Annotated in this window: 28 protein-coding genes; 21 read left to right on the forward strand and 7 right to left on the reverse strand. The window is 69.0% G+C overall.

Annotated elements, in window-relative coordinates; genetic code table 11:
• The first annotated feature begins 64 nt into the window (after nucleotides 1–64).
• Together ACR9FL_RS01435 and ACR9FL_RS01440 are read left to right on the forward strand one after the other, a co-directional pair.
• The gene (locus ACR9FL_RS01435; RefSeq protein WP_436356822.1) at nucleotides 65–1015 is read left to right on the forward strand and encodes a nucleoside hydrolase; all 951 of its coding nucleotides are present in this window, start codon (nucleotides 65–67) and stop codon (nucleotides 1013–1015) included.
• Nucleotides 1012–1857: a ribokinase gene (locus ACR9FL_RS01440; RefSeq protein WP_436356823.1), complete on the forward strand. Its 846-nt coding sequence runs from the start codon at nucleotides 1012–1014 to the stop codon at nucleotides 1855–1857. The genes ACR9FL_RS01435 and ACR9FL_RS01440 overlap by 4 nt, the downstream gene beginning before the upstream one ends.
• A gap of 54 nt (nucleotides 1858–1911) precedes the next feature.
• Here ACR9FL_RS01440 and ACR9FL_RS01445 read toward each other — a convergent pair whose 3' ends face one another.
• The 3 genes from ACR9FL_RS01445 to ACR9FL_RS01455 form a co-directional block, all read right to left on the reverse strand.
• The gene (locus tag ACR9FL_RS01445) at nucleotides 1912–2886 is read right to left on the reverse strand and encodes a hypothetical protein (protein ID WP_436356824.1); all 975 of its coding nucleotides are present in this window, start codon (nucleotides 2884–2886) and stop codon (nucleotides 1912–1914) included.
• Nucleotides 2883–4295 (reverse strand): glycosyltransferase family 2 protein, encoded by a 1413-nt coding sequence (locus ACR9FL_RS01450; protein WP_436356825.1) that lies wholly within the window; start codon nucleotides 4293–4295, stop codon nucleotides 2883–2885. The genes ACR9FL_RS01445 and ACR9FL_RS01450 overlap by 4 nt, the downstream gene beginning before the upstream one ends.
• A gap of 128 nt (nucleotides 4296–4423) precedes the next feature.
• A complete protein-coding gene (locus ACR9FL_RS01455; protein ID WP_233190139.1) occupies nucleotides 4424–4630 on the reverse strand; it encodes a hypothetical protein in 207 nt (68 codons plus the stop codon).
• Between the two features lie 126 nt (nucleotides 4631–4756).
• Here ACR9FL_RS01455 and ACR9FL_RS01460 point away from each other — a divergent pair, with 126 nt between their 5' ends.
• The gene (locus tag ACR9FL_RS01460) at nucleotides 4757–5530 is read left to right on the forward strand and encodes a YebC/PmpR family DNA-binding transcriptional regulator (protein ID WP_296175813.1); all 774 of its coding nucleotides are present in this window, start codon (nucleotides 4757–4759) and stop codon (nucleotides 5528–5530) included.
• Between the two features lie 7 nt (nucleotides 5531–5537).
• Here the strand turns inward: ACR9FL_RS01460 and ACR9FL_RS01465 are convergent, their stop codons facing one another.
• A complete protein-coding gene (locus ACR9FL_RS01465; protein WP_436356826.1) occupies nucleotides 5538–6218 on the reverse strand; it encodes a hypothetical protein in 681 nt (226 codons plus the stop codon).
• A gap of 132 nt (nucleotides 6219–6350) precedes the next feature.
• Here ACR9FL_RS01465 and ACR9FL_RS01470 point away from each other — a divergent pair, with 132 nt between their 5' ends.
• Nucleotides 6351–7067 carry an MgtC/SapB family protein gene (locus ACR9FL_RS01470; RefSeq protein ID WP_436356827.1) on the forward strand — a complete coding sequence of 239 codons (717 nt, stop codon included), beginning with the start codon at nucleotides 6351–6353 and terminating at the stop codon, nucleotides 7065–7067.
• 16 nt (nucleotides 7068–7083) lie between these two features.
• Here the strand turns inward: ACR9FL_RS01470 and ACR9FL_RS01475 are convergent, their stop codons facing one another.
• Genes ACR9FL_RS01475 through ACR9FL_RS01485 form a run of 3 tightly spaced genes read right to left on the reverse strand, consistent with a single transcriptional unit; the run spans nucleotide 7084 to nucleotide 8850 of the window.
• Nucleotides 7084–7212 carry a hypothetical protein gene (locus ACR9FL_RS01475; RefSeq protein WP_296175809.1) on the reverse strand — a complete coding sequence of 43 codons (129 nt, stop codon included), beginning with the start codon at nucleotides 7210–7212 and terminating at the stop codon, nucleotides 7084–7086.
• Nucleotides 7209–8444 (reverse strand): MFS transporter, encoded by a 1236-nt coding sequence (locus ACR9FL_RS01480; protein WP_436356828.1) that lies wholly within the window; start codon nucleotides 8442–8444, stop codon nucleotides 7209–7211. The genes ACR9FL_RS01475 and ACR9FL_RS01480 overlap by 4 nt, the downstream gene beginning before the upstream one ends.
• Entirely contained in the window at nucleotides 8437–8850 is a 414-nt protein-coding gene (locus tag ACR9FL_RS01485; protein ID WP_436356829.1) for a MarR family winged helix-turn-helix transcriptional regulator, read from the reverse strand. Before ACR9FL_RS01485 ends, ACR9FL_RS01480 begins: the two co-directional genes overlap by 8 nt.
• A gap of 94 nt (nucleotides 8851–8944) precedes the next feature.
• Here ACR9FL_RS01485 and ruvC point away from each other — a divergent pair, with 94 nt between their 5' ends.
• The 17 genes from ruvC (at nucleotide 8945) to ACR9FL_RS01570 (ending at nucleotide 25579) form a co-directional block, all read left to right on the forward strand.
• Nucleotides 8945–9463, forward strand: a complete 519-nt coding sequence (ruvC, locus tag ACR9FL_RS01490) for a crossover junction endodeoxyribonuclease RuvC (protein WP_436356830.1) — start codon at nucleotides 8945–8947, stop codon at nucleotides 9461–9463.
• Between the two features lie 151 nt (nucleotides 9464–9614).
• On the forward strand, nucleotides 9615–10238 hold the full coding sequence (ruvA, locus tag ACR9FL_RS01495) for a Holliday junction branch migration protein RuvA (RefSeq protein WP_436356831.1): 624 nt from the start codon (nucleotides 9615–9617) through the stop codon (nucleotides 10236–10238).
• 148 nt (nucleotides 10239–10386) lie between these two features.
• Nucleotides 10387–11415, forward strand: coding sequence for a Holliday junction branch migration DNA helicase RuvB (gene ruvB, locus ACR9FL_RS01500; protein WP_436356832.1), 1029 nt, complete (start codon nucleotides 10387–10389; stop codon nucleotides 11413–11415).
• A gap of 222 nt (nucleotides 11416–11637) precedes the next feature.
• The gene (locus ACR9FL_RS01505; RefSeq protein WP_296175798.1) at nucleotides 11638–12039 is read left to right on the forward strand and encodes a hypothetical protein; all 402 of its coding nucleotides are present in this window, start codon (nucleotides 11638–11640) and stop codon (nucleotides 12037–12039) included.
• Between the two features lie 3 nt (nucleotides 12040–12042).
• Nucleotides 12043–12489, forward strand: a complete 447-nt coding sequence (gene ybgC / locus ACR9FL_RS01510) for a tol-pal system-associated acyl-CoA thioesterase (RefSeq protein ID WP_436356833.1) — start codon at nucleotides 12043–12045, stop codon at nucleotides 12487–12489.
• 302 nt (nucleotides 12490–12791) lie between these two features.
• The gene (gene tolQ, locus ACR9FL_RS01515) at nucleotides 12792–13544 is read left to right on the forward strand and encodes a protein TolQ (RefSeq protein ID WP_296175796.1); all 753 of its coding nucleotides are present in this window, start codon (nucleotides 12792–12794) and stop codon (nucleotides 13542–13544) included.
• A 3-nt stretch (nucleotides 13545–13547) separates the two neighbouring features.
• Nucleotides 13548–14009 (forward strand): ExbD/TolR family protein, encoded by a 462-nt coding sequence (locus tag ACR9FL_RS01520; protein WP_296175794.1) that lies wholly within the window; start codon nucleotides 13548–13550, stop codon nucleotides 14007–14009.
• A 5-nt stretch (nucleotides 14010–14014) separates the two neighbouring features.
• Nucleotides 14015–14881 carry a hypothetical protein gene (locus tag ACR9FL_RS01525; protein ID WP_436356834.1) on the forward strand — a complete coding sequence of 289 codons (867 nt, stop codon included), beginning with the start codon at nucleotides 14015–14017 and terminating at the stop codon, nucleotides 14879–14881.
• Nucleotides 14882–15215: 334 nt separating this feature from the next.
• Nucleotides 15216–16589, forward strand: a complete 1374-nt coding sequence (gene tolB, locus ACR9FL_RS01530; protein ID WP_296177701.1) for a Tol-Pal system beta propeller repeat protein TolB — start codon at nucleotides 15216–15218, stop codon at nucleotides 16587–16589.
• A gap of 152 nt (nucleotides 16590–16741) precedes the next feature.
• Nucleotides 16742–17296 (forward strand): peptidoglycan-associated lipoprotein Pal, encoded by a 555-nt coding sequence (gene pal, locus ACR9FL_RS01535; protein WP_296177700.1) that lies wholly within the window; start codon nucleotides 16742–16744, stop codon nucleotides 17294–17296.
• 320 nt (nucleotides 17297–17616) lie between these two features.
• Nucleotides 17617–18768, forward strand: a complete 1152-nt coding sequence (locus tag ACR9FL_RS01540) for a DUF3667 domain-containing protein (RefSeq protein WP_296177699.1) — start codon at nucleotides 17617–17619, stop codon at nucleotides 18766–18768.
• Between the two features lie 56 nt (nucleotides 18769–18824).
• Nucleotides 18825–19667: a tetratricopeptide repeat protein gene (locus ACR9FL_RS01545; protein ID WP_296177698.1), complete on the forward strand. Its 843-nt coding sequence runs from the start codon at nucleotides 18825–18827 to the stop codon at nucleotides 19665–19667.
• Between the two features lie 92 nt (nucleotides 19668–19759).
• On the forward strand, nucleotides 19760–21076 hold the full coding sequence (gene tilS, locus ACR9FL_RS01550) for a tRNA lysidine(34) synthetase TilS (protein ID WP_436356835.1): 1317 nt from the start codon (nucleotides 19760–19762) through the stop codon (nucleotides 21074–21076).
• Nucleotides 21077–21130: 54 nt separating this feature from the next.
• Nucleotides 21131–23098, forward strand: coding sequence for an ATP-dependent zinc metalloprotease FtsH (gene ftsH, locus ACR9FL_RS01555; protein WP_296177697.1), 1968 nt, complete (start codon nucleotides 21131–21133; stop codon nucleotides 23096–23098).
• A 254-nt stretch (nucleotides 23099–23352) separates the two neighbouring features.
• On the forward strand, nucleotides 23353–24567 hold the full coding sequence (locus ACR9FL_RS01560) for an acyltransferase family protein (protein WP_436356836.1): 1215 nt from the start codon (nucleotides 23353–23355) through the stop codon (nucleotides 24565–24567).
• 63 nt (nucleotides 24568–24630) lie between these two features.
• Nucleotides 24631–25269, forward strand: coding sequence for a hypothetical protein (locus ACR9FL_RS01565; RefSeq protein WP_436356837.1), 639 nt, complete (start codon nucleotides 24631–24633; stop codon nucleotides 25267–25269).
• A 4-nt stretch (nucleotides 25270–25273) separates the two neighbouring features.
• The gene (locus ACR9FL_RS01570) at nucleotides 25274–25579 is read left to right on the forward strand and encodes a winged helix-turn-helix domain-containing protein (RefSeq protein ID WP_296177692.1); all 306 of its coding nucleotides are present in this window, start codon (nucleotides 25274–25276) and stop codon (nucleotides 25577–25579) included.
• The last annotated feature ends 46 nt before the right edge of the window (nucleotides 25580–25625 follow it).

Genomic DNA, 25625 nt, shown 5'->3' on the forward strand with positions numbered 1-25625 from the left:
CCAGTCCTGGGCTTCATTTCCTGAGGCGGTTGCCTCGCGCGGCGTCACGCGGCACACCGGGACGGTGAAACAGTCTCTCATCATTGATTGCGACCCCGGCGTGGACGACGCCACGGGGTTGCTGACCGCCTTCGCCTCCAACGCCTTCGACCTGCTGGCCGTGACCACGGTCGGGGGCAATGTCAGCGCCGAAAAGACGGCGCGGAATGCGCGCATCCTGCGTCAGATCGCCGGGCGCGAGGATGTCCCGGTCTTCGTCGGGGCCGCGCGGCCCTTGAAGCGCGAGCCGGCGGGGGCGGGCGAGTTCCACGGGGCCGAGGGGCTGGGCGATCTGGAACCGTTCGAGCCGAGCGCGCCGGCGGGCGAGGGGACCTCGGCCGAGGCCATCGCAGGGCTGGTGATGGAACGGCCGGCCGGGTCTGTGGCCCTGGCCGTCATGGGGCCGATGACCAATCTGGCCCTGGCCCTGCGGGCGGAGCCCAGGCTGGCGGCGCATCTGGGGCCGGTGGTCGTCATGGGCGGGGCGCGCTCCGAGGGCGGCAACATCACCGCCAGCGCCGAGTTCAATATCTGGGCCGACCCGGAGGCGGCGGCGGAGGTCTTTGCGTCGGGCTGCCGGATGATCGTCATGGGTCTGGACGTCACCCATCAGGTGCGGGCGACCGAGGAAAGGATCGCGGCCATCGAGGCCCTGCCGACCGCCTCGGCCAAGGCGTCGGCGGCCATGCTGCGCTTTTCGCAGAGGATCGAGCGGGTCATCGTCGGCTGGGACGCGGGGCCGCTGCATGATCCCTGCACCGTGGCCTGGCTGCTGAAGCCGGAACTGTTCGAGCTCAAGCCCTGCCGGATCGCGGTGGAGACCGAAAGCGAGCTGACGCGCGGCCATACGGCGGTCGAGTTCCGCGTGGAGGCCGCGACGGCGAACCATTTCTGGGCGACAAGGGCGGATGCGGACGGGGTCTTCGCCCTGATCACGGAAAACCTGGGCCATGCCAGTGGAGGAATGGGCGCATGAGGATCACCGTCGTCGGGTCGATCAATCTGGACATGGTGGCCTCGGCCCCCAGCCTGCCGGCGCCGGGCGAGACGGTGACGGGGGCGATGCTGGCGCGCCATGCGGGCGGCAAGGGCGCCAATCAGGCCCTGGCGGCGCGGCGGCTGGGGGCCGAGGTCAGCCTGATCGGGCGGGTCGGCGAGGACGAGATGTCCGGCGCGGCCGTGGCCCTGATGCTGGCCCACGGGGTGGACCTGTCGGGGGTCGAGACGGACATAGCGGCGCCGACGGGGGTGGCCCTGATCGCGGTCGATCCGAGCGGAGAAAATCAGATCGTTGTCGCCGCCGGGGCCAACCACTTCGTCACGCCGGAACAGCTGCCGTCGCGCATCGAGACGCCGCTGATCGTCCAACTGGAGCTGCCGATCGAGACGGTCGAGGCGGCGGTGGGGCGGGCGACCGACTTCGTCTGCGCCAACCTGGCGCCCGCCGCCCCGGTGTCGGAGGCCCTGCTGCGGCGCGCCGACCTGCTGGTGGTCAATGAGACGGAGGCCGCCTTCTATGGCGAGGCCCTGCATGTCGGCGGCGGACTGGTGGCGGTGACCAAGGGCGCGCGCGGGGCGGTCATGTACCGGCGCGGCGTCGAAATGGCCTGGGCCACCCCGCCGCGCGTCGAGGCGGTGGACGCGACCGGGGCCGGCGACGCCTTTGTCGGGGCCATCACCGTGGCCTTGCTGGACGGGATGACGCCGGATGCGGCCCTGCACTTCGCCTGTGCGGCGGGGGCGCTGGCCGCGACCCGGCCGGGGGCGCAACCGTCGCTGGGGACGCGTGACGAGGTCGAGGCCCTGTTGGCGAGATGAGGTTTCTCTCCCCCCGTGAAGGGGATGGAGAAGGGGGTGATGCGCGCCTGACCGTCAGAAGGCGCGGACGATGCCGAAGTTCAGCTGGGAGTAGTCGTAGGTGTAGCCGCTGGCGACGGGGGTGTTGCTGTAGGTGAAGCCCCCGTTGATCGCCCATTGGCGGATGGGCGGGCTGATGACCTGGGCGTTGAAATAGCGGGCGCTGCGCCAGTCGCCGCCCGTCTCCTTCTGTCCGCCGACGCCGGCCGCCACGACATAGCGCCAGCCGCCATAGTAGCGGCGCACCTGCAGCACCGGCATGATCTCGACGTAGTTTTCGGGCGAGAAGTAGTCGTATTCGCCCGGGTCGCTGCTGTGGAAGTAGCGGGTGCGGACCTGGGCCGACAGGCCCCACTCCGGCTTGACCACATGGATGTAGTTGAGGCGCAGGTGGGTGCGGAGGTTGTCGCCGGTGAAGTCCTGCACGCCCGCGACCAGGGTGAAGTTGTTGCGGTCGTCGACCGGCAGGTCGAAGGCCCCGCCGACGAAGGTGTAGTAGAGGCCCTCGTCCAGGCCGCGCGGGGTTTCCAGGATTTCGCGCTCGACGAAGTATTCCTGACGGAAGCGGGCCTCGTTGTGGATGCTGGCCGAGCCCAGGACGGTCTCGCCGTCGGTTCCGACCTGGCCCTTCCACGACCAGTCGCCGGTCTTGTCGGCGAAGCGCAGATAGAGGCGCTGGTCCTCGGTGGAGTCTCCGCCCAGGGGCTTGAAGCGGGCGGTCTCGATGCGCAGGCCCAGGTAGTCGTCGGGGCCGCGATAGCGCCAGTCGAGGTTGGCGCCGAGCTTGATGACGTCGGTGTCGTCGGCGTCGGTCGAGGCGAAGACGTCCAGGCCCACGGCGTGGGCGGGAATGAAGCCGGCGGCCGTGGTGTCGGGATGTTCGGCGCGAGCGGTCTGCTGGGCGGTCTCGACGGTCTGGGCCTGGGCTGCGCCCGCGATGAGGGCGAGGCCGGCGACGGCCCCCAGGGCGGCGGAGGGCAGGCGGATCATTTGGTGTCCCATTTCTTTCTCATGCCCAGCAGTTCGGCCCCGTAGCCCCAGACGCAGACCGGCTGCATCACCAGACTGTAGCCCAGGGCGTAGAAGAGGAAGCCCCCGAAGTTGCGGCGCACCTTCAACCCCTCGCGCTGGAACATGCGGCGCTGGATGCGGAAGATGAACATGTTCCACAGGGCCGCCAGCGGGAGAACCGCCAGGGTCAGGGGGCCGGCGATCCAGAAGATCCCGAACAGGGCCAGGACCAGGCCGGGGATGAAGATGAAGGTATAGACCAGGTCCAGCGGCAGGAAGCACAGGTTCCACCAGATGAAGATGGTGGTCAGGCGCGGCTTGAGCAGCAGGGAGCCGTGGGCCTTGAAAGCCTCGATCAGGCCGCGCGACCAGCGTTTGCGCTGCAGGGCGAACTGCTTGAACTTCGTGGGGACGTTGGTGAAGGCCAGGGCGTCCTCGGCGTAGCCGATGCGGTGGCCCTTTTCGAGCAGGGCCCAGGAGACGACGATGTCCTCGCCGACGCATTCGGGCCAGCCGCCGACCTGTTCCAGCGCGGCGCGGGTGTAGAGGGAGAAGGCCCCCTGGGCGACCAGGGTGCCGTGATACATGGACTGCATCCGCTTCACGGCGGCGATGCCGTGGAAATAGTCCCATTCCTGGGCGCGGGTCAGGAAGTTCTTGCGCGAGTTGCGCACCATGACGGCGCCGGCGACGGCGACGGTGTTGACGGGGTCGGTCAGCAGGCGCTCGACGATCTGGGCCAGGCCGTCGTGACGCACCCAGGAATCCCCGTCGATGGTGATGATCAGATCGTGGCTGGCTTCCTTCAGGCCCCGGTTCAGCACGGCGGCCTTGCCCGCGTTGACGGCGTAGTCGAGGACGCGCACCGAGGCGTTGGCGGGGAAGTCCAGATCGCGGATGGCCTGACGCGCCAGGGCGACGGTGGCGTCGGTGGAGCCGTCGTTGAGGACCAGGATCTCGTAGTCGCCGGGATAGGTCTGGGCGGCCAGGCTGGTCAGGGTGTCGCGGATGGCGGCGGCCTCGTTATAGGCGGCGACCAGGATGCTGACCGGCGGATAGGCGGCGGGCTGGACGCGCGGCAGACGGCGGTCGAACAGCAGGGTGCCCAGCAGGAAGGCGTTCATGAAGCCGGGCACATAGGCGATGAAGCCGATGGCGATCAGGGCGAAGGCCCAGCTGGTGATCGCCGCCAGATCATTGAGCCAGCGCTGCGACAGCCAGACGCTGAGCGCCGTCCAGACGACGGCCAGGGCGAGGGAGAGGGTGAACTTGGCCGGCACCGACAGATAGAGACGGCGGTAGGGGCGCACGGGCGCGATCGCGCCGGTCGCCAGCGGCGGCGCGGCGGTCTGCATCGGGTCCGGCGAAAGAACGGGGGTGGTGGTCACGGGCGGAGGAACCAGCTCTGAGAGAGGGTTCCATCCTAGAAGAATCCGCGACCGCCAATTGTAAAACCATGCCTCTCAGCTTCAGCATAAGCTGGGCTGTACAAGGGGCTTTTGCGTCGTGGGGTCGGTTAGCGCTCGTCGTACTGACGCAGCAGGAACAGGGTTCCGACGGCGGTCAGGGCGCCCAGGGCGAAGGCGGCGACGATGGAGCCGGTGGCGGCGGCGGTCGAGACGGTGACCGGGCGCTTGGCGTACCATTCGACGATCTCGCCCGCGTGGGCGTGGTCGAGGCCCTCATCGTAGGCGTCGTCCAGATAGGTGTCGTCGGCGGCCATCAGCGTCTCCTCGTTACAGGCCTGCGCTAAATCCCCGGCGCAGTCGGGCGGTTCCCAGTCGTGACAGAGGATCGCACATCCAGTAAAGGGCGCGCCTCACGTTTCAGAAATCTGGCAGCGAGATTCATGGCCGGCCACTCGAAATTCAAGAACATCATGCACCGCAAGGGGCGCGCCGATGCGCAGCGCTCCAAGCTGTTCTCCAAGCTGTCGCGCGACATCACCGTGGCCGCCAAGAACGGCATGCCCGACCCGGCGCTGAACCCGCGTCTGCGTCTGGCGGTCAACAACGCCAAGGCCGAAAGCCTGCCCAAGGACGTCATCCAGCGCGCCATCAACAAGGCCGCCGGCGGCGACGTCGATACGATGGAAGAGGTCCGCTACGAGGGCCGGGGCCCCGGCGGCGTCGGCATCATCGTCGAGGCCCTGACCGACAACCGCAACCGCGCGGCGTCGAACATCGGCGCGGCCTTCAAGAAGAACGGCGGCGCCCTGAGCGAGATGAACTCGGTCGCCTTCATGTGGGATAAGGTCGGCCAGATCATCTACAAGGCCGAGGCCGGCACGGAAGACGCCGTCATGGAGGCCGCCATCGAGGCCGGCGCCCAGGACGTCGAGAGCGATCTGGTCAAGCCGGACATCTATGAGGACGCGCCGGGCCACACCATCTGGACCGCCTATGAGGACCTGAACGAGGTGGCCGAGGCCATGTCCAAGGTGCTGGGCGACCCGAAGTCCACCGCCATCGTCTGGAAGCCGCAGTCGGAAGTGCCGGTGACCGGCGAGGCCGTCGGCACCCTGTTCAAGCTGCTGGACGCCCTGGACGCCGAGGACGACGTGTCGTCGGTCTATTCCAACGAAGACATCTCGGACGAAGACGCGGCCAAGTACGCGGGCTGATCCTCGGTTACTGCGGGCAAGCCTCCATCCAGTTCGGGTCCGGCTCGGCGGCCCTGAGGTCGTCGAGCGTCGGGATGTTGCGCTCGGCGTCGGCGCTGACGGTGATGTAGGACAGGGCCGAGGCCGTCGGGGCCTCGCGTCGATAGACGCTGAGCGCGAAGGGGACGTGGCCGGGCGCCGCCACGCGCCAGACGCTGTTGCTCTCGCCGGCGCCATAGGCGTAGCAGCCGATCGGATCGACGCGGGCGCCGCGCACCTTCAGCGCCTCGACCGGATCATAGGGCACGGGTTCGCCCGTCGCCGACCAGTTCAGGATGATCCGCGTCGTCGGCGTGCGCGTGACTTCGACATTGAGACCGGCCAACTGGCCCTCGGTCGTTGAGCGCCAGCGGACCATGGAGGCGCGCGCCCGCACATCGGCGGGGTCGAGCGCGGACGGCGTATCGGCGACGAAGACCGACAGGATGGCGTCAAGCATGGGGTTGGAGCGGGTGACGCTGGGCCACTTCTCGGCGCAGGCCGCATCGACCCAGGTCACGGCGCCGGGCTCAAAGGCCAGGGTTTCGGCGCGGCAACGGTCAAGGAACTGGGCCTGGGTTTCCTGAGGCCGGGCGGGAGCGTGGGCGGTCGCAGGGGCGCAGACGGCGGTCAGGCAGGCGAGGGACGCTACGAACAGGGCGGCGCGCATGGCGGCTTCCTTTCGGCTATCGCGGATAGGCGAGGGTGCGCCCGGCGACGCCCTGGATCAAGGGGGCGGCGTCTTGCCGCCGGGCGCGGCGCGGTCCACGGTGGGCGGTCCTGTGCAGCTTGAGGGTCGGACATGACGGTGGATTGGGCATTGGACGGAACCCTGGACTGGGCCTTGATCGCCCCCGTGGCGGCGGCGATGGTCGCGGGCGGCCTGATCGGGATCGAGCGGACCTATCACGGGCATCCGGCGGGGTTCCGCACCCATATCCTGGTCTGCATGACCTCCTGCGTCCTGATGCTGGCGGCCATGCATCAGGCGACCTGGGCCTTTGTGGCGCTGCCGGACCAGAGGCTGGTGATTGACCCTACCAGGATGTCGCACGGCATCCTGACCGGCATCGGCTTCCTGTGCGCCGGGGTCATCTTCCGCGAAGGATTCTCGGTGCATGGCCTGACCACGGCGGCCTCGCTGTGGACCACATCGGCGGTGGGGGTGATGTTCGGCATCGGCATGTGGGACCTGGGGCTGATCGCCGGGGGCGCGACCCTGCTGGTGCTGGCCATCCTGAGGTTCCTGGACGCCCGCCTGCCGCATGTCGGGGTGGTGGACGTGACCCTGCGCTGGGCGCGGGGATCGGCGCCGGGGGAGGCGACGCTGCGCGGCCTCCTGGCGGACAGCGGGTTGAAGCCGGTGCGGGTCGGCCATGTGGTCAGCCACGACGGTCAGATCCACGCACACCACATCAAGGCGCGCGGGCCCATGCCCCTGCGGGTCGACGACCTGTCGGCGCGGTTGGCGCAGCAGGGCGGGCTGGCCGGGTTCTCGGTCATGCCCAGAGACGATTAGGCGATCGACTGGCGCTCTACATGCAGAAGGCGATGGCGGCGTCGAGCCAGACGGCGAGACCGTGACGGCTCCACAGCCAGCCGCCGAGCGCCGCGAGCGTCAGCAGACCCAGGGCGCCGGCGCTGATGAGGATACGACGGTTCATTCGGCTGGGACCGCTTCGGGCCGGACGACCGGGGCCTCGCGCACCGGGACATTGGCCAGGGCGGCCATGACGGCCAGGGCGATGGAGATGATCCAGATCGCGCTGTAGGAGCCGGTCAGGTCGAAGGCCACGCCCGCCAGCCAGGCGCCGAGGAAGGCTCCGACCTGATGGCTGAGGAAGACGATGCCGGCGAGCGCCGACAGGTGGCGCACGCCGAAGATCTGGGCCACCAGGCCATTGGTCAGGGGCACGGTGCCCAGCCACAGGAAGCCGAAGACGGCGGCGAAGATCAGGGCGCTGGCCGGGGACAGGGGGACCAGCAGGAAGACGGCGATGGCCACGCCGCGCAGGGCGTAGAGCAGGGTCAGGAGGCCCTTCTTGGACCCCTTGGAGCCCCAGGCGCCCCACAGCCACGAACCGAGGATGTTGAACAGGCCGATCAGGGCCAGGGAGCCGGCGCCGACCCCGCCCGACAGGCCCATGTCGCGCAGATAGGCGGGCAGGTGGGTGCCGACGAAGGCGACGTGGAAGCCGCAGACGAAGAAGCCGAGGTTGAGCAGGGCGTAGCTGGGGTTGGTCAGGGCCTCCCTTAGCGCGGCCTTGAGCGGCAGGCCGTCGCGGGCGTCGGCGACGGGGGGCTTGCCCGCCACCCCCAGCGCCAGGGGAATGATCAGGGCCACCATGCCGCCCAGGACGAACAGGGTGACGCGCCAGTCCAGGGCGTCGAGCATCCCCTGCGCCGCCGGGACCACCAGGAACTGACCGAAGGAGCCGCCCGCCGTGACGATGCCGAAGGCCAGGGTGCGCTTCTCGGGCGGGACGGCGCGGCCGACGGCGCCCAAAACCACGACGAAGGTGACGCCCGCCATCGACAGGCCGACCATGACGCCGAAGCCGAGCATGAGGCCGAGCGCATTGGCCGCCGTGGCCGCCACGGCCAGACCAGCCAGATAGACCAGGGCGCCGCCGACCGCGACCTTGCCCGCGCCATGCCTGTCGGCCCAGGCCCCGACGAAGGGCTGGATCAGGCCGAACAGCAGGTTCTGGGCGGCGATGATCAGGCCAAAGGTCTGGCGGTCGATCTCCAGGTCCAGGCCGACGGGACGCAGGAAGAGGCCGAAGGACTGGCGCACGCCCATCGACAGGGTGACGATGACGGCGCCGGTCAGGATCATGATCCAGGCGCGGCGCGACAGGCCGGAAGAGGGGGCCGGGGCGGCGGCGTCAGACATCGGTTTCAAGCTCGGTCAGCAGGGCGATCAGGGCGGCCTCGCGCGGGCCGAGGATGTCGGAGACGCGGCTCTGGGCGGTGCGCCACAGGGGCAGGGCGTCGGCCAGTTTTTCCAGCCCGGCGGGGGTGACGGACAGCTTCTGGCCGCGGGCGCCGGGCTCGGTCTCGGCGGCGACCCAGCCCTTGCGCTCCAGGGGCTGCAGGGTGCGCCACAGGGCGCTTTTCTCGTGGGCGGTGGTCTCGGCCAGTTCGAGCAGGCCGGGGCGGTCCAGCCGCGACAGGGTGCGCATGACCGAGAACTGGGTGACGGTCAGGCCGACCGGGGCCAGGGCCTCGTCATAGACCCGCGACAGGGTGCGCGAGGCGCGGCGCAGGCGGCCGCAGATGCAGGGGCTGGCGTCGATCATTGCATATGCAAAGCACGGCATCGTTGCATATGCAATGCGAAAGGCGCAGCGCCCGGTCATTGTTCGCTAACCCTCTTTGGGGCAATAGGAACGGATGGCGAACGAAACGACTCGCATCCTGGGGCTGGACCCCGGCCTGCGCCGCACCGGCTGGGGCGTGATCGAAAGCGAGGGCAGCCGCCTGCGCTGGATCGCGCACGGGGTGGTGGCGCCCGCCGAGAAGGCGCCCTTCCCGGAGCGGCTGCTGCATTTGCTGGAGGAGGTCGGTTCGATCTGCGCCTCCTATAGCTGCGACGAGGCGGCGATCGAGGAGGTCTTCGTCAACATGAACGGGGCCTCGACGCTGAAGCTGGGCCATGCGCGGGCGGCGGTCATGCTGGCCCCGGCGCGGGCGGGGCTGAGCGTGGCGGAATACGCCCCCAGCCTGGTCAAGAAGGCGGTGGTCGGGGCCGGGCAGGCGGACAAGAGCCAGGTGGCCTTCATGATCAAGCGGCTGCTGCCGGCGGCGGGCGAGGTGAAGGCGGACGCGGCGGATGCGTTGGCGGTGGCCATCACCCACGCCCATCATCGGCGGAGCTTGAGCCTGAATGCGAGCCTGAGAGGCGCGGCATGATTGGGATGATGCATCTTTCCTCCCCATTTCATGGGGAGGTGGCGCGGTCGCGCAGCGGCCGTGACGGAGGGGGCGTCTCGACGTCAGCCTTCTGTGTCGCCCCCTCCGTCACTTCGTGGTCCCCCTCCCCACGCGTGGGGAGGAAAAAAGCATGATCGGTCGTTTGCGCGGGGTTCTGGCCGAGGTCGGGGAGGCGGAGTGCCTGATCGACTGCGGCGGGGTGGGCTATGTCGCGGCCTGCGGGGCGCGGACCCTGGGACGGCTGCCGGCGCCGGGCGACGAGACGACCCTCTATATCCATAGCCAGTGGAGCGAGGACGCGGGACCGCGGCTCTATGGTTTCCTGACGCGCGATGAGCGGCGGGCCTTCACCTTGCTGCTGGCCATTCAGGGCGTGGGACCGAAGGCGGCGCTGGCCGTGCTGGACGTCCTGCCGCCGAGCGAGCTGGCCTCGGCGGTGGCGCGCGAGGACAAGGCGGCGGTGGCGCGGGCCAATATGGTGGGACCCAAGCTGGCCCTGCGCATCGTCACTGAGCTGAAGGGCAAGGCCTTGGGCGACGGGCATTTCGCCCCGAGCGCGCCGGGCGTCCACGCTGAGGTCGCCGCCGCCCCGCCGCCGCCGAGCGTGACGGGCGAGGCGGTCGCGGCCCTGCTGGGCCTGGGCATAGCCGAAATCAATGCGCGCCGGGCCGTGGATCAGGCGCTGATCCGGCTGGGGGATGAGGCCGAACTATCGGCGGTGATCCGCGCGGCCCTGCAGGAGCTGGGGCGGTGACTTCTCATATCCGATCATCCCCGCGGAGGCGGGGACCCAGTGCTTTGGCTCGGGAATGCTGCGTCGGCTATGAAGGCGCGATGACTGAAGCCGTGCGTCGTGTCGCTCAAACCTGGGTCCCCGCCTCCGCGGGGATGAGCGGTGGAGTATGACTGACCGTCTGGTGACTGGCGACGCCGAGCCGGGCGAGAAGCACGATCGCGCCTTGCGGCCGCAGACGCTGGGCGAGTTCGTCGGTCAGTCGGCGGCCAAGGGCAATCTGAAGGTCTTCATCGACGCGGCGCGCGGCCGGTCGGAGGCGCTGGATCACGTCCTGCTGTTCGGACCTCCGGGGCTGGGCAAGACGACGCTGGCGCAGATCGTGTCGCGGGAACTGGGCGTGGGCTTTCGCGCCACCTCGGGGCCGATCCTGGCCAAGGCGGGGGATCTGGCGGCGATCCTGACCAATCTGGAGCCGCGCGACGTCCTGTTCATCGACGAGATCCACCGCATGTCGCCGCTGGTCGAGGAGATCCTCTATCCGGCGATGGAGGATCATGTCCTGGACCTGATCATCGGCGAGGGGCCTTCGGCGCGCTCGGTGCGGATCGATCTGGCGCCCTTCACCCTGGTCGGGGCGACGACGCGGGCGGGGCTGCTGGCCACGCCGTTGCGGGACCGGTTCGGCATTCCGCTCAGGCTTGAGTTCTATACGCCCGAGGAACTGACGGCTGTGATCCGGGGCGCGGCGAGGAAGATGGGCGCGGCCATCACCGAGGACGGGGCGATGGAGATCGCGCGTCGGGCGCGGGGTACGCCGCGCATCGCCGGGCGGCTGCTGCGCCGGGTGCGCGACTTCGCCGACGCCGAGGGCGGCACGATCGACCGTCTGGCGGCGGCGCGCGCCTTGGCCCGTCTGGAGGTGGACGAGGCGGGGCTGGACAGTCTGGACCGGCGCTTCCTGAAAGCCCTGATCGAGAACTACGGCGGCGGGCCGGTGGGGATGGACACCCTGGCGGCGGCCATCGCCGAGGCGCGCGACGCGGTCGAGGACGTGATCGAACCCTATCTGCTGCAACAGGGCTTCATCATGCGCACGCCGCGTGGGCGGGTGGCTTGCGCCAAGGCCTATGAGCATCTGGGGCTGGAGGCGCCCAAGGTTCAGCCCGCGCCGCCGCCGGACCTGTTCGGGAAGTAGGCCTTCTTCCGAGCGGAGCGAGGTCGGATGAGGGGTTTCGTGACCTCTGATCAAGGCTGGCTGACCTTGCGGCCGGCGCGACCCCTCATCCGTCAGCCCTCGATCAAGTCGAGGGCTGCCACCTTCTCCCGCAAGGGGAGAAGGCCAAGCGCAAGCGATTCGCAAAAGGGCTTCACCTGTTTCTCAAACCCGGTCATGCTGCGACGCGAAGGGAGACGGGCGATGGCGCGACGCGGGATCGGGACGGATCAGAAGATCGCCGTGCTGGGCGTGGCCGTGCTGCTGCTCGGCGCCTTGAGCCTGGTCGCCCTGAACCAGGGCGCGCGGTTCGGACCGAAGCAGGCGACGCCGGCGGAGCGGGCCCTGACCCAGGTCAGGGCGCAGATGGGGCCGACCGCCGAGGTCCGCTATCTGGAGAACGGCAAGCGCCGCGCGGTCTGCGGCTATGCTGGGGTCTCGGGCGAGCGGCGAGCGGTGGCCTTTGTCTCCCGGCCCAACCGCATCCTGATGGGCGACGATCCCCTGGGCGCCGAGTTCGCGGACATGAAGGCGGAGTTCTGTCCGGGCTTCAATGCGGCGGCGCCGGCCGCTAAGGCCTCGGTCACGACTTCCGTGCAGGGCTGACCCATGACCGACCAACCGACCGCCGGCCGTTTCGACGGGCAGGATCACCTGCTGCCGGTGCGGGTCTATTACGAGGACACCGACTTCACCGGTCTGGTCTATCACGCCAACTATGTGCGCTATTTCGAGCGGGGACGGTCGGACTTCCTGCGGCTGGCGGGGGTGGGGCATGTCGAACTGCTGGAGCAGGACGAGCCCCTGGCCTTTGTCGTGTCGGACCTGGCGATCAAGTATGTGAAGCCGGCGCGGATCGACGACGCCCTGGTGGTGCGGACCCGCTATGAGGCGATCAAGGGGCCGCGCCTGATCATTCGTCAGACGGTCGAGCGCGACGGCGAGGTGCTGTGCCGGGCCGATGTGGTCGCGGTCTGCATCCATCTGGACGGACGGCCGAGGCGGCCGACGAAGCGGCTGGTGGAGTTGGTGACGTCCTGGTTGTCGGGGGAATGATCGAGGTTTCCTTCTCCCCTTGCGGGAGAAGGTGGCCCGCAAGGGCCGGATGAGGGGTCTCGCCGCATCTGATCCCGTCCGCGAGTTGAAGGTCGCGCAACCCCTCATCCGACCTCGCTTCGCTCGCCCACCTTCTCCCGCAAGGGGAGAAGGAAAGAATGCTTAAGCTTCGCAATAACGCGCTTGTCAGATCGGCCCCCCGTGACGCGGATCGCGGCGACGGCTAGACCCGCCGCCATGAAACCGCCACGTCCGCCCGCTCGATAAGGGCTGACGACACCGGACCCATCCAAGGACGCCGCATGACCCCGCCCGCCGACGCCTCGCTGCTGAATCCCATCGAGCTGTTCATGACCGCCGACTGGGTGGTGAAGACGGTCATGATCGGCCTGGCCGCGGCCTCGGTCTGGTCCTGGACCATCATCATCGACAAGGCCGTGCGCTTCGCCCGCATGAACGCCCGCGCCACCGAGTTCGAGAAACAGGTCGAGAGCGGCCGCTCGCTGGAAGACGTCGCCGCCCAGGCTGGGCCGCAGCCGGTCGATCCCTTGCCGCGCATGCTGGTGTCGACCCTGCAGGACTGGCGCGAGGCGCGTTCGCGCGGGGCCATGACGGACACTCAGGGCAACATGCTGATCGCCCGCATCGACCGGGCCCTGGACTCGGTCATCGCCCGCGAGAGCCAGAAGATCGAGAACGGCCTGGGCGTACTGTCGGTGGTGGCCACGGCCTCGCCCTTCATCGGCCTGTTCGGCACGGTCTGGGGCATCATGAACGCCTTCGACCGCATCGCCGCGGCCGGCAACACCAATCTGACGACCGTGGCCCCGGCCATCGCCGAGGCCCTGTTCGCCACGGCCATCGGTCTGGCGGCGGCCATTCCGGCCTATATCGCCTTCAACGCCTTTTCGGTGTCGGCGGGCAAGTTCACGGGCCGCCTGGAAGCCTTCGCCGACGACCTGCAGTCGGCCATCGCCCGTCGTCTGGGCGCGCCCTCGGCCCCCCCGCCGCCGCCGCCGCCTTCCGCTGACCTGAACCTGCGTCGGGGCGCCTGATCCATGGCCATGGGTGGAGGAGGCGGAAGCTCGGGCGGGCGCGGTCGTCGTCGCGCGCGCAAGCGCCCGCTGAGCGAGATCAACGTCACGCCGCTGGTCGACGTCATGCTGGTGCTGTTGATCATCTTCATGATTTCGGCGCCCCTGCTGACCGTCGGCGTGCCGGTGGAGCTGCCCAAGACCGAGGCCAGCGCCGTCGAGACGAGCGACAAGCCGATCGCGGTCTCGATCGACAAGGATGGAGCCATCTTCATCGGCGACAGCGAGGTCCGTTGGGAGCAGCTGGCGATCCGGGTAGCTGAAGAGGGCGGCGACAAGGCGCGCGACAAGGCCGTCTTCATCCGCGCTGACGGGCGCGCCCCCTATCAGGCCGTGGCGCGGGTGATGGCGCGCCTGTCGGCCTCGGGCTTCACCAAGCTGAACCTGATCACCGACACCGCCGCTGACGAGACGACGGAGGGCTGACGGCTTTGCGTCGACCCAGTCCCGCCATTGTCGGATCGCTCGCGCTGCACGCCGGCGTGGTCGCGCTCGCGCTTGTCTCGTGGTCGTCGAAGGACGAGCCCAAGCCGCTGGTGAACTCGGTGCCGGTGTCGATCGTCTCGGACATCGAGATCGCCGCCGCGCCCGCCGATAATCCGCAGCCCGAGCCCTCGCCCGAGGACGGGGCGACCGCGCCGGTCGAGACCCCGCCCGAGCCGGTCCCGCCGGCGCCTGAGCCCACGCCGCCGCCGCCTGCGCCGCGCCCGACGCCGCCGGCCCCGCGCCCTGCGCCCAGGCCGCCGGAGAAGGCCCCCGCGCCGCGCCCGACGCCGACGCCGCGCCCCACGCCGCCGCGTCCGGCTCCGACCCCGCCTGAAAAGGCGCGCCCTACCCCGCCGACGCCGGCGCGTCCCACGCCGCCCGCACCGGCCCGCCCGGCGCCCGCCAAGCCCGCGCCGGGTCTGGACCTGGACGCCCTGGCCGGCCCGCCGCGCCCGACGCCGAACCGGGGCCGTCCGGCCACGGGCCAGCAGGGCTCGGGTCAGGCCAGCCAGGCGACGGGGCCCCAGATCACCGCCATCTTCAATCAGGTCTATCCCAACTGGATTCTGCCCTGTGACATCCCCGGCGCTGATGAGTTGAGGATTCAGGTCGATCTGACCCTTTCGGCGGACGGGCGGATCACGCGCGGACCGACTCTGGTCAATCCGCAGTCCAGCGCCGTCTATCGCGCGGCGGCGGATGGAGCGCTGAGGGCCTTGCGCCAGACGGCGCCGTTTGACGTGCCGACGGGCTTCCCCGGCGGCCAGTATCGTCCAACCTTCAACACCGAGCGGGCCTGCGCCAATCGATAGAGAAGGCTGGTTCCCTCTCCCGGTGGGAGAGGGCTTGAGCCTCCAAGAGCGAAGCGATTGGGTCAGGCGAAAGGGTGAGGGGCTGCGGTCCAAGGTCGGCGTAAGCCGTAGCGCGACGGCTGTCGCCGACTTCGACGAACGACCCTCATCCGGCCCTTTGGGCCACCTTCTCCCATCGGGAGAAGGGAACAGGACGGCGAGGGCGCAGGAATGCTTGCCTTCAAAGTCTGAAAGTCGCCCCATTCCGGGGCAAGCTTGTCTTTCACAAGCTGGTTTTTGTCATACGGTCTGGCGATAAGGACCGACGAGCCGTCCAACTTCCGGGAGCCCTCTCATGCGTCTGCACCTTCTTCTCGCCTCGGCCGCTGCGGTCCTCATGGCGGGTCCGGCGACGGCCCAGACGCAACCCGCCGCCGCGCCGCAGCAAGCGGGGCCGGTCGAGGTCGAGATCGATCAGGGCGTGCTGCGTCCGCTGCAGATCGCAGTCGTGCCCTTCACCGGCCAGAACGGACCGCAGATTTCGAGCGTCATCAGCGGCAACCTGAAGCGGTCGGGCTTCTTTGATCCGCTGAACCCGGCCAGCTTCATCGAGACGGGGCTGACCCTGGCCAATGCGCCCAACTTCCCGCAGTGGACCTCGATCGGGGCGCAGGCGGTGCTTTACGGCGGGGTGACGCCGCGCGCCGATGGGCGGGTGGACGTGGGTTTCCGCCTGTATGACCCTTACCGCCAGTGCCAGCTGGTCAGCTATCAGTTCACCGCCACCTCAGAGCAGTGGCGCCGGATCGCGCACAAGATTTCCGACGTCATCTATCAGCGCATGACGGGCGAGGCGGGCTTCTTTGATTCGCGCGTCCTGTTCGTGTCGGAGAGCGGCACCCAGCTGAACAAGCTGTCGCGTCTGACCATTGTGGATCAGGACGGCTACAACCCTGTCTTCCTGACCCAGGGCGACGAGATCATCATGTCGCCGCGCTTCTCGGCGTCCAACCCCGACGAAGTGACCTATGTGGCCCTGGGCAAGGACTACAGCCGCATCTACCTCTACAACCTGTCGACGGGCCGCCGCGAAAGCCTGGGCGAGTTCGACGGCCAGGTGCTGGCGCCGCGCTTCTCGAACGACGGCAACAAGATCGCCTTCTCGATCATCCGCGGCGGCAACACCGACGTCTATGTGATGAATCTGCGCACACGCCAGCTGTCGCGTCTGACCAGCGACCCCGGCATCGACACCTCGCCCTCGTTCAGCCCGGACGGCAACCAGATCGTCTTCACCTCGGACCGCTCGGGTTCGGCGCGCCTCTATACGATGCGCTCGGACGGTTCGGGCCAGCGGCCGATCTCGCGCGGCGGCGGCATCTACACCGCCCCGGCCTGGAGCCCGCGCGGCGACATGATCGCCTTCACCAAGCAGTCGGGCGGCCGCTTCCACATCGGGGTGATGAAGTCGGACGGGACGGGCGAGCGCATCCTGTCGTCCTCCTATTTCGAGGAAGGTCCGTCCTGGGCGCCGAACGGTCGCTACATCGCCTTCGCGCGCCAGAGCCCCGGCGGCGATACGCGTCTGTGGACCGTGGACCTGTCGGGCCGGGTGGTGTCGCAGGCAGGTTATGACGGGCGCGGGTCGGACCCGGCCTGGTCGGGCCTGCTGGACGCCCCGCCGGTCAACCTGGGCATCGGCCAGGGCGCGGATTCCTGCCCGGCCTGATCCGCTTACGGCTTCGTGAGATCACGAGCGGAGCCATTCCCATAAACTGTGCGTTATCGCGTCTGGCGCGACGCGGCGCCGCAGTCTAGCTGACCTTCGATATAGCCAAGCTTGAGGCCGCCGTCCTCAGACCGAACCAAGGAGACGACCCGATGAACACTTCGACCCTGATCAAGCTGGCGACTGTCAGCGCCGCCGTCGCCGCCCTGGCGGCCTGCGCCCCCAAGCCCAAGGTCGAGCCGGCCGTGCCGGTCGAACCGACCCAGCCGACCGCGCCGCAATATCCGACCGCCCCGACCGGCCCCGTGACCGGCGGCAATGTCGGCGCGCCGGCGCCCGGCTCGGAGCAGGACTTCGTCGTCAACGTCGGCGACCGCGTCTACTTCGACCTGGATAGCTATTCGGTGCGCCCCGAAGCCCAGCCGCGTCTGGACGCGCAGGCCGCCTGGCTGGCCCGCTATCCGCAGGTCACGGTTCGCATCGAAGGCAATGCCGACGAACGCGGCACGCGTGAATACAACCTGGCCCTGGGCGCGCGCCGCGCCGAGGCCGTCCGCACCTATCTGATCCAGCGCGGCGTCCCCGCCGGCCGCATCGACACCATCAGCTTCGGCAAGGAGCGTCCGATCGCCGAGGGTTCGAACGAAGCCGCCTGGGCCCAGAACCGCAACGCCCACACCGCCATCGTGTCGGGCGCCCCGCGTTAAAAACCGCGCGCTGGCGATTGAATGAAGGGAGGCGTCGGCTTTGCAGCCGGCGCCTCTTTTCTTTTGCGGGGTTCATGTTGAGCGTTGGCGGCGGCCTTTCAATATCCGCTCATCCCCGCGGAGGCGGGGACCCAGTGAGAGCGCTGCCCCGAGCACATTGTGTTGATCGAAGCGCCTGAGAGCCAAAGCACTGGGTCCCCGCCTCCGCGGGGATGAGCGGGAAGGAAATGGTATGAATTCCAGCACCCAGGGTGAACAGAGCCTCTTTTCTTTGAGGGCGTAGCGGATCAAAGTCCGCGCCGAATCCGGGGGGAAGCAGCGTGATTGATCTGGAAGCAGCGGGCGGCGCCATGACGGGCGGCATCATCGCAGGGGCTATCGAGAAGCCGACCGGTCAGGCGGGGGATCATCACACGACCTGCGCCGACTGCGGGGCCGAGGTGACGGGCAATTTCTGCTCCAATTGCGGTCAGGCGGCGCATGTGCACCGGACCTTGCTACACCTGGGCGAGGAGCTGCTGCACGGGGTGATGCACTTCGACGGCCGTTTCTGGCGCACCCTGCCGCTGCTGATCATCAATCCGGGCCGGCTGACGCGCGAGTGGGTGCAGGGCAAGCGGACGCGCTACGTCTCGCCCCTGGCCATGTTCCTGTTCACCCTGTTCGTCATGTTCTTCGCGCTGAGCTTCATGCCGCATTCGGAGGTGAAGCTGCAGGGTCTGCCCGAGCAGATCGCCGCCCAGCGCGAGGCGATCACCGAGGCCGAGGTGGTTGTCGCCGCCGCCCAGAAGGAAGTCGATGCGGCGGTTGAGGCGATGGAGCCCGCCGACGGCGCGCCCCCTGCGCCCAACAGCGGCGCGCGGGCCGGCGTCGCCGCCGGGGTCCTGGCCGCCGCCCAGGCGGGGGTGATCAGCGAGAAGGCCAAGCTGGAGCGGCTGGAGCATGACGCGGTCGAGGGCCGCAAGGACGGCCTGACGCCCGGCAGCTGGCAGGCCCAGGTGGCCGACATCGCTTCGGACGTGGGCAAGGACGGCGAGGTCAACGGCCTGACCAAGACCGTGGCCAAGAAGCTGAAGAACCCGGACCTGGCCCTCTACAAGCTGCAGCAGACGGTCTACAAATTCGCCTTCCTGCTGGTGCCCCTGTCCATCCCCTTCGTGGCCTTGATGTTCCTGTGGAAGCGGGGGTTCACCCTGTATGACCACGGGGTCTTCGTCCTCTATTCGCTGACCTTCATGTCCCTGCTGCTGATGGCGGTGGTGATCGTGGCGACAACGATCAAGGGGGCGGGGGCCGCCGCGGGGCTGGTAGCCAGCCTGATCGTGCCGGTGCACATGTTCGCCCAGTTGAAGGGCGCCTATAGCCTGAAGATCTTCTCGACCCTGTGGCGGACGGCGGCCCTGGTGATCTTCTGCGAGATCGCGGCGACCCTGTTCATCGTGTCGATCATCTATCTGGGCCTGGGACACTGATCTCGGCCGTGATCTTGGCCTTGCGAGCGCCGCAAATCGGTGGGACGACTTGAGACATGCTGAAGCTGCCTTTTTCCAAATCCGCCGCCATGACGGCCATCGGCCTGACCCTGATCGGGGGCGCGGTCGTGGCCCAGACCGTGCCGATGGAGGCCGTCCAGTGGGACAAGCGCCGTCTGGACCAGTTGGATCGCAACGTGCGCCGTCTGGAACGCGCCCTGACCCAGAGGAACGCCGCCGGCCAGCCGGTTCTGGTCGAGCCTGACCCCGAGGTCGTGGCCATGCAGGGCCAACTGCAGATCATGGATCGGCGCCTGTCGGACCTGGAGCAGACCTTCCAGCGGGTGAACGCCGACAGCGAGCGCCTGACCTTCCAACTGGACGAGGCGACGCGCGACAACGCCGCCCTCAGCCGTCGCCTGCGCGACCTGGAGGGTCGGGTCGAGCGCGCGGAAAAGGCGGCGGAAGAAGAGGCTGAACTGAATGGACCGATCACGGCCAACTCGCCGACCGGCGACGCGGCCCAGGACCTGACGGCGGCGTTGCGTCTGCTGGGCACCGACGGCGCGCGCGGGCAGCGTGCGCTGGAGACGGTGATCGTGACCTGGCCCAATACGCCGCAGTCACGCGAGGCGAACTCGCGCCTGGGCGATCTGCATGTCGCCGCGCGCGACAACGCCGCCGCCGTGCCCGCCTACGCCGCCGCCCTGAACGGCTGGCCGCGCACGCCCTGGGCGCCGGAGACGACGCTGAAGCTGGCCGAGGCCCTGCGCGCCACCGACCGCGCCACCCAGGCCTGCGGCGCCCTGAACGAGTTCACCCGCCGCTACGCCGACACGGCCACGGCGGCGCAGAAGACCCGCGCCACGCAACTGCGCACGCGGGCGAGCTGCAGCTGACGCCAGACGACGCCGACGGCCTGACCGGCCGGGTCTTCGCCCGGCTGGACGCGCGGCTTGCCAGAAACGAGCGTGCGGGGCGGGCCGAGCCCGTGGTCCTGGCGCTGTCGGGCGGGGGCGACTCGGTCGCCCTGCTGCATCTGGCGGCGGAGTGGACCAGGGCGAACGGGCGGCGGCTGCTGGCCCTGACGGTGGATCACAACCTCAATCCGATGAGCGCGGACTGGACCCGGTTCGCGGGCGAGGCGGCGCGCGCGGTTGGGGCTGACTGGCGCGCCTTGAGCTGGACCGAGGCTGCGCCTGGACCGGGTCTGACGGCGCGGGCCCGGGCGGCGCGGCATGGGCTGATCGCCGAGGCGGCGCGGGTGGCGGGGGCGCGAGTGGTGCTGCTGGCTCATACGGCCGATGACGTGGCTGAGGCCGACTGGATGCGGGCGCGCGGCTCGACCCTGGGGCGGGTGCGCGACTGGTCGCCGTCGCCGGTCTGGCCGCAGGGGCGGGGGCTGATGCTGCTGCGGCCGCTGTTGAACGAGCGGCGCGAGGGGCTGCGGGTGTTTTTGAGGGCGCGTGGACTGGGCTGGATCGAGGACCCGGCCAATGCGGACGAGCGGTTCGGGCGCAGTCGGGCGCGGGCGGCGCTGATGGGTGTGGGCGATCTGGCCCGTTCAAGCGTCATCCTCGGCCCTGTGCCGAGGATCCAGACCCGCGACGTTGACGGATCAGGCGGTGGAGTCCCGACAGCGAACGGGTTGTTTCTGGACCCTCGGGACGAGCCCGAGGGTGACGTAGGGAAGAAGACACGGGTTGCTGGCGGGGCGCTCTGGGCCGGGGTGCTCGAGGTTTCCCGCGACGCCTCGGCGTCCACGCTGGCGGCGGCCTTGTTGTGCGCGGGGGGCGGGGCGACGCCGCCGCGCGGGGAACGGCTGGCGGCGTTGAAGGCGAGGCTTGCGGGGGGCGAGGACTTTACAGCGGGGCTGGCGGGCGCGCGGGTCGAGGCGAAAGGGGCGAGGGGGCTTCTGATGCGCGAGCCCGGCGAGATGAAAAGACACCCGCCTCGGCCGCTTGAACTGGAGCCCGGCGTCGCCGCCGCCTGGGACGGGCGGTTCGAGATTACGACCAGCGAGCCCGGCTGGCGGGTCGAGGCGGCGGCGGGGATGCTGGCGCGGCTGTCGGACGCCGACCGGCGCGTGGCGATGGGTCTGCCGGCGGCGGCGCGGGGCGGCCTGCCCGTGCTGGTTCGGGACGATGCGGAGGGCTCGCTTCCTGGCCCGATTCTGGCATGGCGGGCCGCGAGTGTGCGGGGATTGGGCGTGCGGCGTCTGGCGCTGGCGCTGGGCGAAACGACGCAGGAGACCGACCTCTTTCACCCCATGCATGGCGAAACGCCGCCGACTGACCTATTTTCCTAGAAAGACTGCTGATCGACGGGGCCTGACGGCGTCCGTCGAGAAACCGAGGATCGAATGAATCTGCGTAATCTAGCCATCTGGGGAGGCTTGCTGCTGGTCCTGGTCGCGGTCTATGCCGCGATCGGCACGAACGGCGGCGCGACCATGCCGGGCGCCAAGGGGGCGGCGGCCAGCCGTCCCGCGCCCATCACCTATTCGCAGCTGATCACGGCCATCAACGGCCAGGAGATCAAGACGGCGACGGTGCGCGGCGACACGATCAACGGCGTCTACAAGGACGACAGCAAGTTCACGACCGTCACGCCCCTGCCCAATGGCGACATCATCGACAAGATGCAGGCCGGCGGCGCCGCCGTGGACGTCAAGAGCACGCGCCAGCCCTGGTGGTCGGGCCTGCTGGGCCTGCTGCTGCCGGTGGCCCTGATCATCGCCTTCTGGTTTTTCATCATGAACCGGATGCAGGGCGGGGCGAAGGGCGCCATGGGCTTCGGCAAGTCCAAGGCCAAGCTGCTGACCGAGCACAAGGGCCGCAAGACCTTTGACGACGTCGCCGGCGTGGACGAGGCCAAGGAAGAGCTGCAGGAGGTCGTCGACTTCCTGAAGGACCCGTCGAAGTTCCAGCGTCTGGGCGGCAAGATCCCCAAGGGCGCTCTGCTGGTGGGCCCTCCGGGCACCGGCAAGACCCTGCTGGCGCGCGCGGTGGCGGGCGAGGCGGGCGTGCCCTTCTTCTCGATCTCGGGTTCGGACTTCGTCGAGATGTTCGTCGGCGTCGGCGCCAGCCGCGTGCGCGACATGTTCGAACAGTCCAAGAAGAACGCCCCCTGCATCATCTTCATCGATGAAATCGACGCCGTGGGTCGCCACCGCGGCGCCGGTCTGGGCGGCGGCAACGACGAGCGCGAGCAGACGCTGAACCAACTGCTGGTCGAGATGGACGGGTTCGAGGCCAACGAAGGCATCATCCTGATCGCGGCGACCAACCGTCCTGACGTTCTGGACCCGGCCCTGCTGCGCCCCGGCCGCTTCGACCGTCAGGTCGTGGTGCCGAACCCCGACGTTTCCGGCCGTGAGCGCATCCTGCGCGTCCACATGAAGGACGTGCCGCTGGCCGCCGACGTCAACGTCAAGACCATCGCGCGCGGCACGCCGGGCTTCTCGGGCGCCGACCTGGCCAACCTGGTCAACGAAGCCGCCCTGATGGCCGCCCGCAAGGACCGTCGCATGGTCACGCACCGCGACTTCGAGGACGCCAAGGACAAGGTCATGATGGGCGCCGAGCGCAAGTCCATGGCCATGAACGAGGAAGAGAAGCGCCTGACCGCCTATCACGAAGGCGGCCACGCCATCGTCGCCATCAACGTCAAGATGGCCGACCCGGTGCACAAGGCGACCATCGTCCCGCGCGGCCAGGCCCTGGGCATGGTGATGCAACTGCCGGAAGGCGACCGCTATTCCATGAAGTACCAGCAGATGGTCGACCGCATCGCCATCATGGCCGGCGGCCGCGTGGCCGAGGAGCTGATCTTCGGCAAGGAGAACATCACCTCGGGCGCCAGCTCCGACATCCAGCAGGCGACCAAGCTGGCCCGGCGCATGGTGACGCAGTGGGGCTTCTCGGACGTGCTGGGCACCGTGGCCTACGGCGAGAACGAGCAGGAGGTCTTCCTGGGCCACTCGGTCGCGCGCAGCCAGAACATCAGTGAGGAAACCGCGCGTCTGATCGACAGCGAGGTCAAGAAGCTGGTCACCTCCGGCTGGGACGAGGCGCGCCAGATCCTGACCGACAAGGCGGCGGACCTGGAGAAACTGGCCCAGGCCCTGCTGGAATACGAAACCCTGTCGGGCGCCGAGATCACCGATCTGCTGGAACGCGGCGTCACCCCGAACCGCGACGACGCCAACTCGCCCGTGCCCGGACCCTCGGTCTCGGTGCCGGTGACGCCGGTGTCGGACGGGACGGATGTGGAGACGCCGAAAGCCGAGCCGGCCGCCGCGCCGACGACCAGCGTGCCGACTGTCTGAGGCTTTCTGACAGGCTGAAATGAAGGAGGGGCGGGCCGCAGGGCTCGCCCCTTTTTCGTGTGCCCTTCCTCGTCTTCCGCTCATCCCCGCGGAGGCGGGGACCCAGTAAGAGCCTCGCAAACCATCGCTGACCGTCGTGCTTGTAGCCAAAGCACTGGGTCCCCGCCTCCGCGGGGATGAGCGGAATCGTGCAGACTAGTTTGTATTTTAGACAAGTCTGTGAGATTTGGCGTTATCCAAAACAGGAGGACGCCATGACGGCATCCGCATTCGACCAAGGCGAAAGACTGCACGGCCTCGACGGGCTGCGGGGCGCGGCCCTGCTGCTGGGGGTGGTGCTGCACGCGACCCTGTCCTTTTTCCCCAGCCAGATCTGGATCGTGGCCGACGACGAAAAGTCGGTCTGGGCCAGTGTTCTCTTCTTCATCATCCACCTGTTCCGGATGGCCAGCTTCTTCCTGATCGCCGGTCTGTTCGGCCACATGATGCTGAAGCGACGCGGCGCGATGGGCTTCATCAAAAACCGGCTGATCCGCATCGCCGGGCCGCTGGCGGCCTTCTGGGGGCCGGTGATGGGCGGGATCATTGCGGTGCTGGTGTGGAACGCTTCGTTGCACGGCATGACGGCGGCCGATGCGCCGCCGCCGCCGACCTATGACTGGACCAATATCCCGTTGACCCATCTGTGGTTCCTGTGGGTGCTGCTGTGGTTCTATGCGGCCCTGGTGATCGGGCGTGCCGTCGTCACGCGGCTGGACCGGGCGGGCGTTCTGGGGCGCGGGCTGGACCGGCTGGCGAGCGGTCTGATCGGGCCGTGGGGACCGTTGGCGCTGGGCGCGCCGCTGGCCCTGGCCCTGTGGCTGGAGCCGAACTGGATCGCCTATTTCGGCATTCCGACGCCGGACGCCGGACTGGTTCCAGAGGCGGCGGCCCTGGTGGGTTTCGGGCTGGCGTTTGGCATGGGGGCGCTGCTGGATCGGCGGCGGGATCTGCTGGCGCGCATCGCGGCCTGGACCCCCGTCTATCTGGGGCTGGCCCTGGGGGCGGGGACGACGGCGCTGATGCTGTCGGGCGGGCCGACGCCGGTGCTGACGCCGATGACCGATCCGGCGGCCAAGGCCATGACGGCGGCGGCCTTTGGCGTGGCGACCTATGCCGCCATGTTCGCCGTCGTCGGACTGGCGCTGAGGTTCTGGTCGGGACACAGCGCGATGCGGCGCTATCTCGCCGACGCCTCCTACTGGATCTACATCGTCCATCTGCCGCTGGTGATGGCGGCGCAGGTGGTGGTGCAGGACTGGACCCTGGTCTGGCCGGTCAAGCTGGCCATCGTGGTGGTCGGCGTCACCGCTGTGTCCCTGGCCAGCTATGAGCTGATGGTGCGCCACGGTTTCATGGGGCGCTGGCTGAACGGGCGGCGCGTGCCGTGGCGCAGGGCGCGCCTCGGCGCCCCCATCGCCGCCGAATAGCTTGCCAACCTTGGCGGCTGCGTCCATCCGAGGAGGCAGCCGCGTCGCGCCAGGAATCACCCGATGACCGACAAGTCCAGCACGCCCGAAGCCGACCTTGCCTTCATGCGCTCCATCGTGGAGGGGAGCGGGCGACCGCCGATGACCCTGGCGATCTGCTATCTGGCGGGCGGGCTGCTGTACGGTCTGCAGTGCCTGTTTCACGTCGGGCAGGTGATCGGCCTGATCCGCTGGCCCGATCTGGCCAATCTGGTCTTTGTCGTCGGGATCACCGTCGCCTTTCTGGCGGTCCTGACCTGGGCGATCCTGAAGGACCGCAAGGCCGGGCCGTCCAACCGGGGGCCGCTGGCGACGCGGGTGACGAACGCCGCCTTCAGCGCCACGGGCATGGCCAACGCCGCCGTCATCATCGTCTTCGGCGTGGGGGCGGTGCGGGATCAGGATTTCGCCGTCTGGCTGTATTACGCCGCCATCGTCTTCGCCCTGCAGGCGGCGGCCTGGTATGTGGCCTGGGTGCTGAAGAAGAAGGGCTGGATGCTGGCGGTGTCACTGGGCGGATGGGCGACGGCGGTGGCCCTGGGCGTGCTGGTGCGCCAGCCCGTGGCCTATCTGGGCGTCTGCACCCTGGCCCTCTTCCTGCTGTTCGCCCTGCCGGGATGGGCGATGTTCCGCGACGCCCGCGCGGGCGGAAAGGCCGCCTGACGCCATGGGTCTGGCGGACGACTTTGGACGGATCGACGAGGTCATCCACGGCCGCATGCGGCTGGGGATCATGGTCTATCTGGCCGATGTCGAGGCGGCGGACTTCACCGAGCTGAAGACGGTGCTGGAGGCGACCCAGGGCAATCTGTCGGTCCACCTGAAGAAGCTGGAGGAGGCGGGCTATGTCGCCATCAGCAAGAGCTTCGTGAACAACAAGCCCCTGACCCGGATCGCCATCACGCCGCAGGGGCGGGCGGCGTTCGCGGCCTATCTGGATGCGCTGGGCGGGTTGATCGGGCGAAAGGGGTAGCGGCTTTCCTCCCCATTTTATGGGGAGGTGGCGCGGAGCCGAAGGC

The organism is Brevundimonas sp. CEF1 (assembly GCF_051353055.1).
Taxonomy (GTDB): domain Bacteria; phylum Pseudomonadota; class Alphaproteobacteria; order Caulobacterales; family Caulobacteraceae; genus Brevundimonas.

Excerpts from the sequence above, each read along its gene's own strand:
- ACR9FL_RS01440 (WP_436356823.1), top strand. The coding sequence starts at position 1,012 with ATGAGGATCACCGTCGTCGGGTCGATCAATCTGGACATGGTGGCCTCG.
- ACR9FL_RS01445 (WP_436356824.1), bottom strand. The coding sequence starts at position 2,886 with ATGATCCGCCTGCCCTCCGCCGCCCTGGGGGCCGTCGCCGGCCTCGCC.
- ACR9FL_RS01455 (WP_233190139.1), bottom strand. The coding sequence starts at position 4,630 with ATGGCCGCCGACGACACCTATCTGGACGACGCCTACGATGAGGGCCTC.
- ACR9FL_RS01460 (WP_296175813.1), top strand. The coding sequence starts at position 4,757 with ATGGCCGGCCACTCGAAATTCAAGAACATCATGCACCGCAAGGGGCGC.
- ACR9FL_RS01465 (WP_436356826.1), bottom strand. The coding sequence starts at position 6,218 with ATGCGCGCCGCCCTGTTCGTAGCGTCCCTCGCCTGCCTGACCGCCGTC.
- ACR9FL_RS01470 (WP_436356827.1), top strand. The coding sequence starts at position 6,351 with ATGACGGTGGATTGGGCATTGGACGGAACCCTGGACTGGGCCTTGATC.
- ACR9FL_RS01475 (WP_296175809.1), bottom strand. The coding sequence starts at position 7,212 with ATGAACCGTCGTATCCTCATCAGCGCCGGCGCCCTGGGTCTGCTGACG.
- ACR9FL_RS01480 (WP_436356828.1), bottom strand. The coding sequence starts at position 8,444 with ATGTCTGACGCCGCCGCCCCGGCCCCCTCTTCCGGCCTGTCGCGCCGC.
- ACR9FL_RS01485 (WP_436356829.1), bottom strand. The coding sequence starts at position 8,850 with ATGATCGACGCCAGCCCCTGCATCTGCGGCCGCCTGCGCCGCGCCTCG.
- ruvC (WP_436356830.1), top strand. The coding sequence starts at position 8,945 with ATGGCGAACGAAACGACTCGCATCCTGGGGCTGGACCCCGGCCTGCGC.
- ruvA (WP_436356831.1), top strand. The coding sequence starts at position 9,615 with ATGATCGGTCGTTTGCGCGGGGTTCTGGCCGAGGTCGGGGAGGCGGAG.
- ruvB (WP_436356832.1), top strand. The coding sequence starts at position 10,387 with ATGACTGACCGTCTGGTGACTGGCGACGCCGAGCCGGGCGAGAAGCAC.
- ACR9FL_RS01505 (WP_296175798.1), top strand. The coding sequence starts at position 11,638 with ATGGCGCGACGCGGGATCGGGACGGATCAGAAGATCGCCGTGCTGGGC.
- ybgC (WP_436356833.1), top strand. The coding sequence starts at position 12,043 with ATGACCGACCAACCGACCGCCGGCCGTTTCGACGGGCAGGATCACCTG.
- tolQ (WP_296175796.1), top strand. The coding sequence starts at position 12,792 with ATGACCCCGCCCGCCGACGCCTCGCTGCTGAATCCCATCGAGCTGTTC.
- ACR9FL_RS01520 (WP_296175794.1), top strand. The coding sequence starts at position 13,548 with ATGGCCATGGGTGGAGGAGGCGGAAGCTCGGGCGGGCGCGGTCGTCGT.
- tolB (WP_296177701.1), top strand. The coding sequence starts at position 15,216 with ATGCGTCTGCACCTTCTTCTCGCCTCGGCCGCTGCGGTCCTCATGGCG.
- pal (WP_296177700.1), top strand. The coding sequence starts at position 16,742 with ATGAACACTTCGACCCTGATCAAGCTGGCGACTGTCAGCGCCGCCGTC.
- ACR9FL_RS01545 (WP_296177698.1), top strand. The coding sequence starts at position 18,825 with ATGCTGAAGCTGCCTTTTTCCAAATCCGCCGCCATGACGGCCATCGGC.
- ftsH (WP_296177697.1), top strand. The coding sequence starts at position 21,131 with ATGAATCTGCGTAATCTAGCCATCTGGGGAGGCTTGCTGCTGGTCCTG.
- ACR9FL_RS01560 (WP_436356836.1), top strand. The coding sequence starts at position 23,353 with ATGACGGCATCCGCATTCGACCAAGGCGAAAGACTGCACGGCCTCGAC.
- ACR9FL_RS01565 (WP_436356837.1), top strand. The coding sequence starts at position 24,631 with ATGACCGACAAGTCCAGCACGCCCGAAGCCGACCTTGCCTTCATGCGC.
- ACR9FL_RS01570 (WP_296177692.1), top strand. The coding sequence starts at position 25,274 with ATGGGTCTGGCGGACGACTTTGGACGGATCGACGAGGTCATCCACGGC.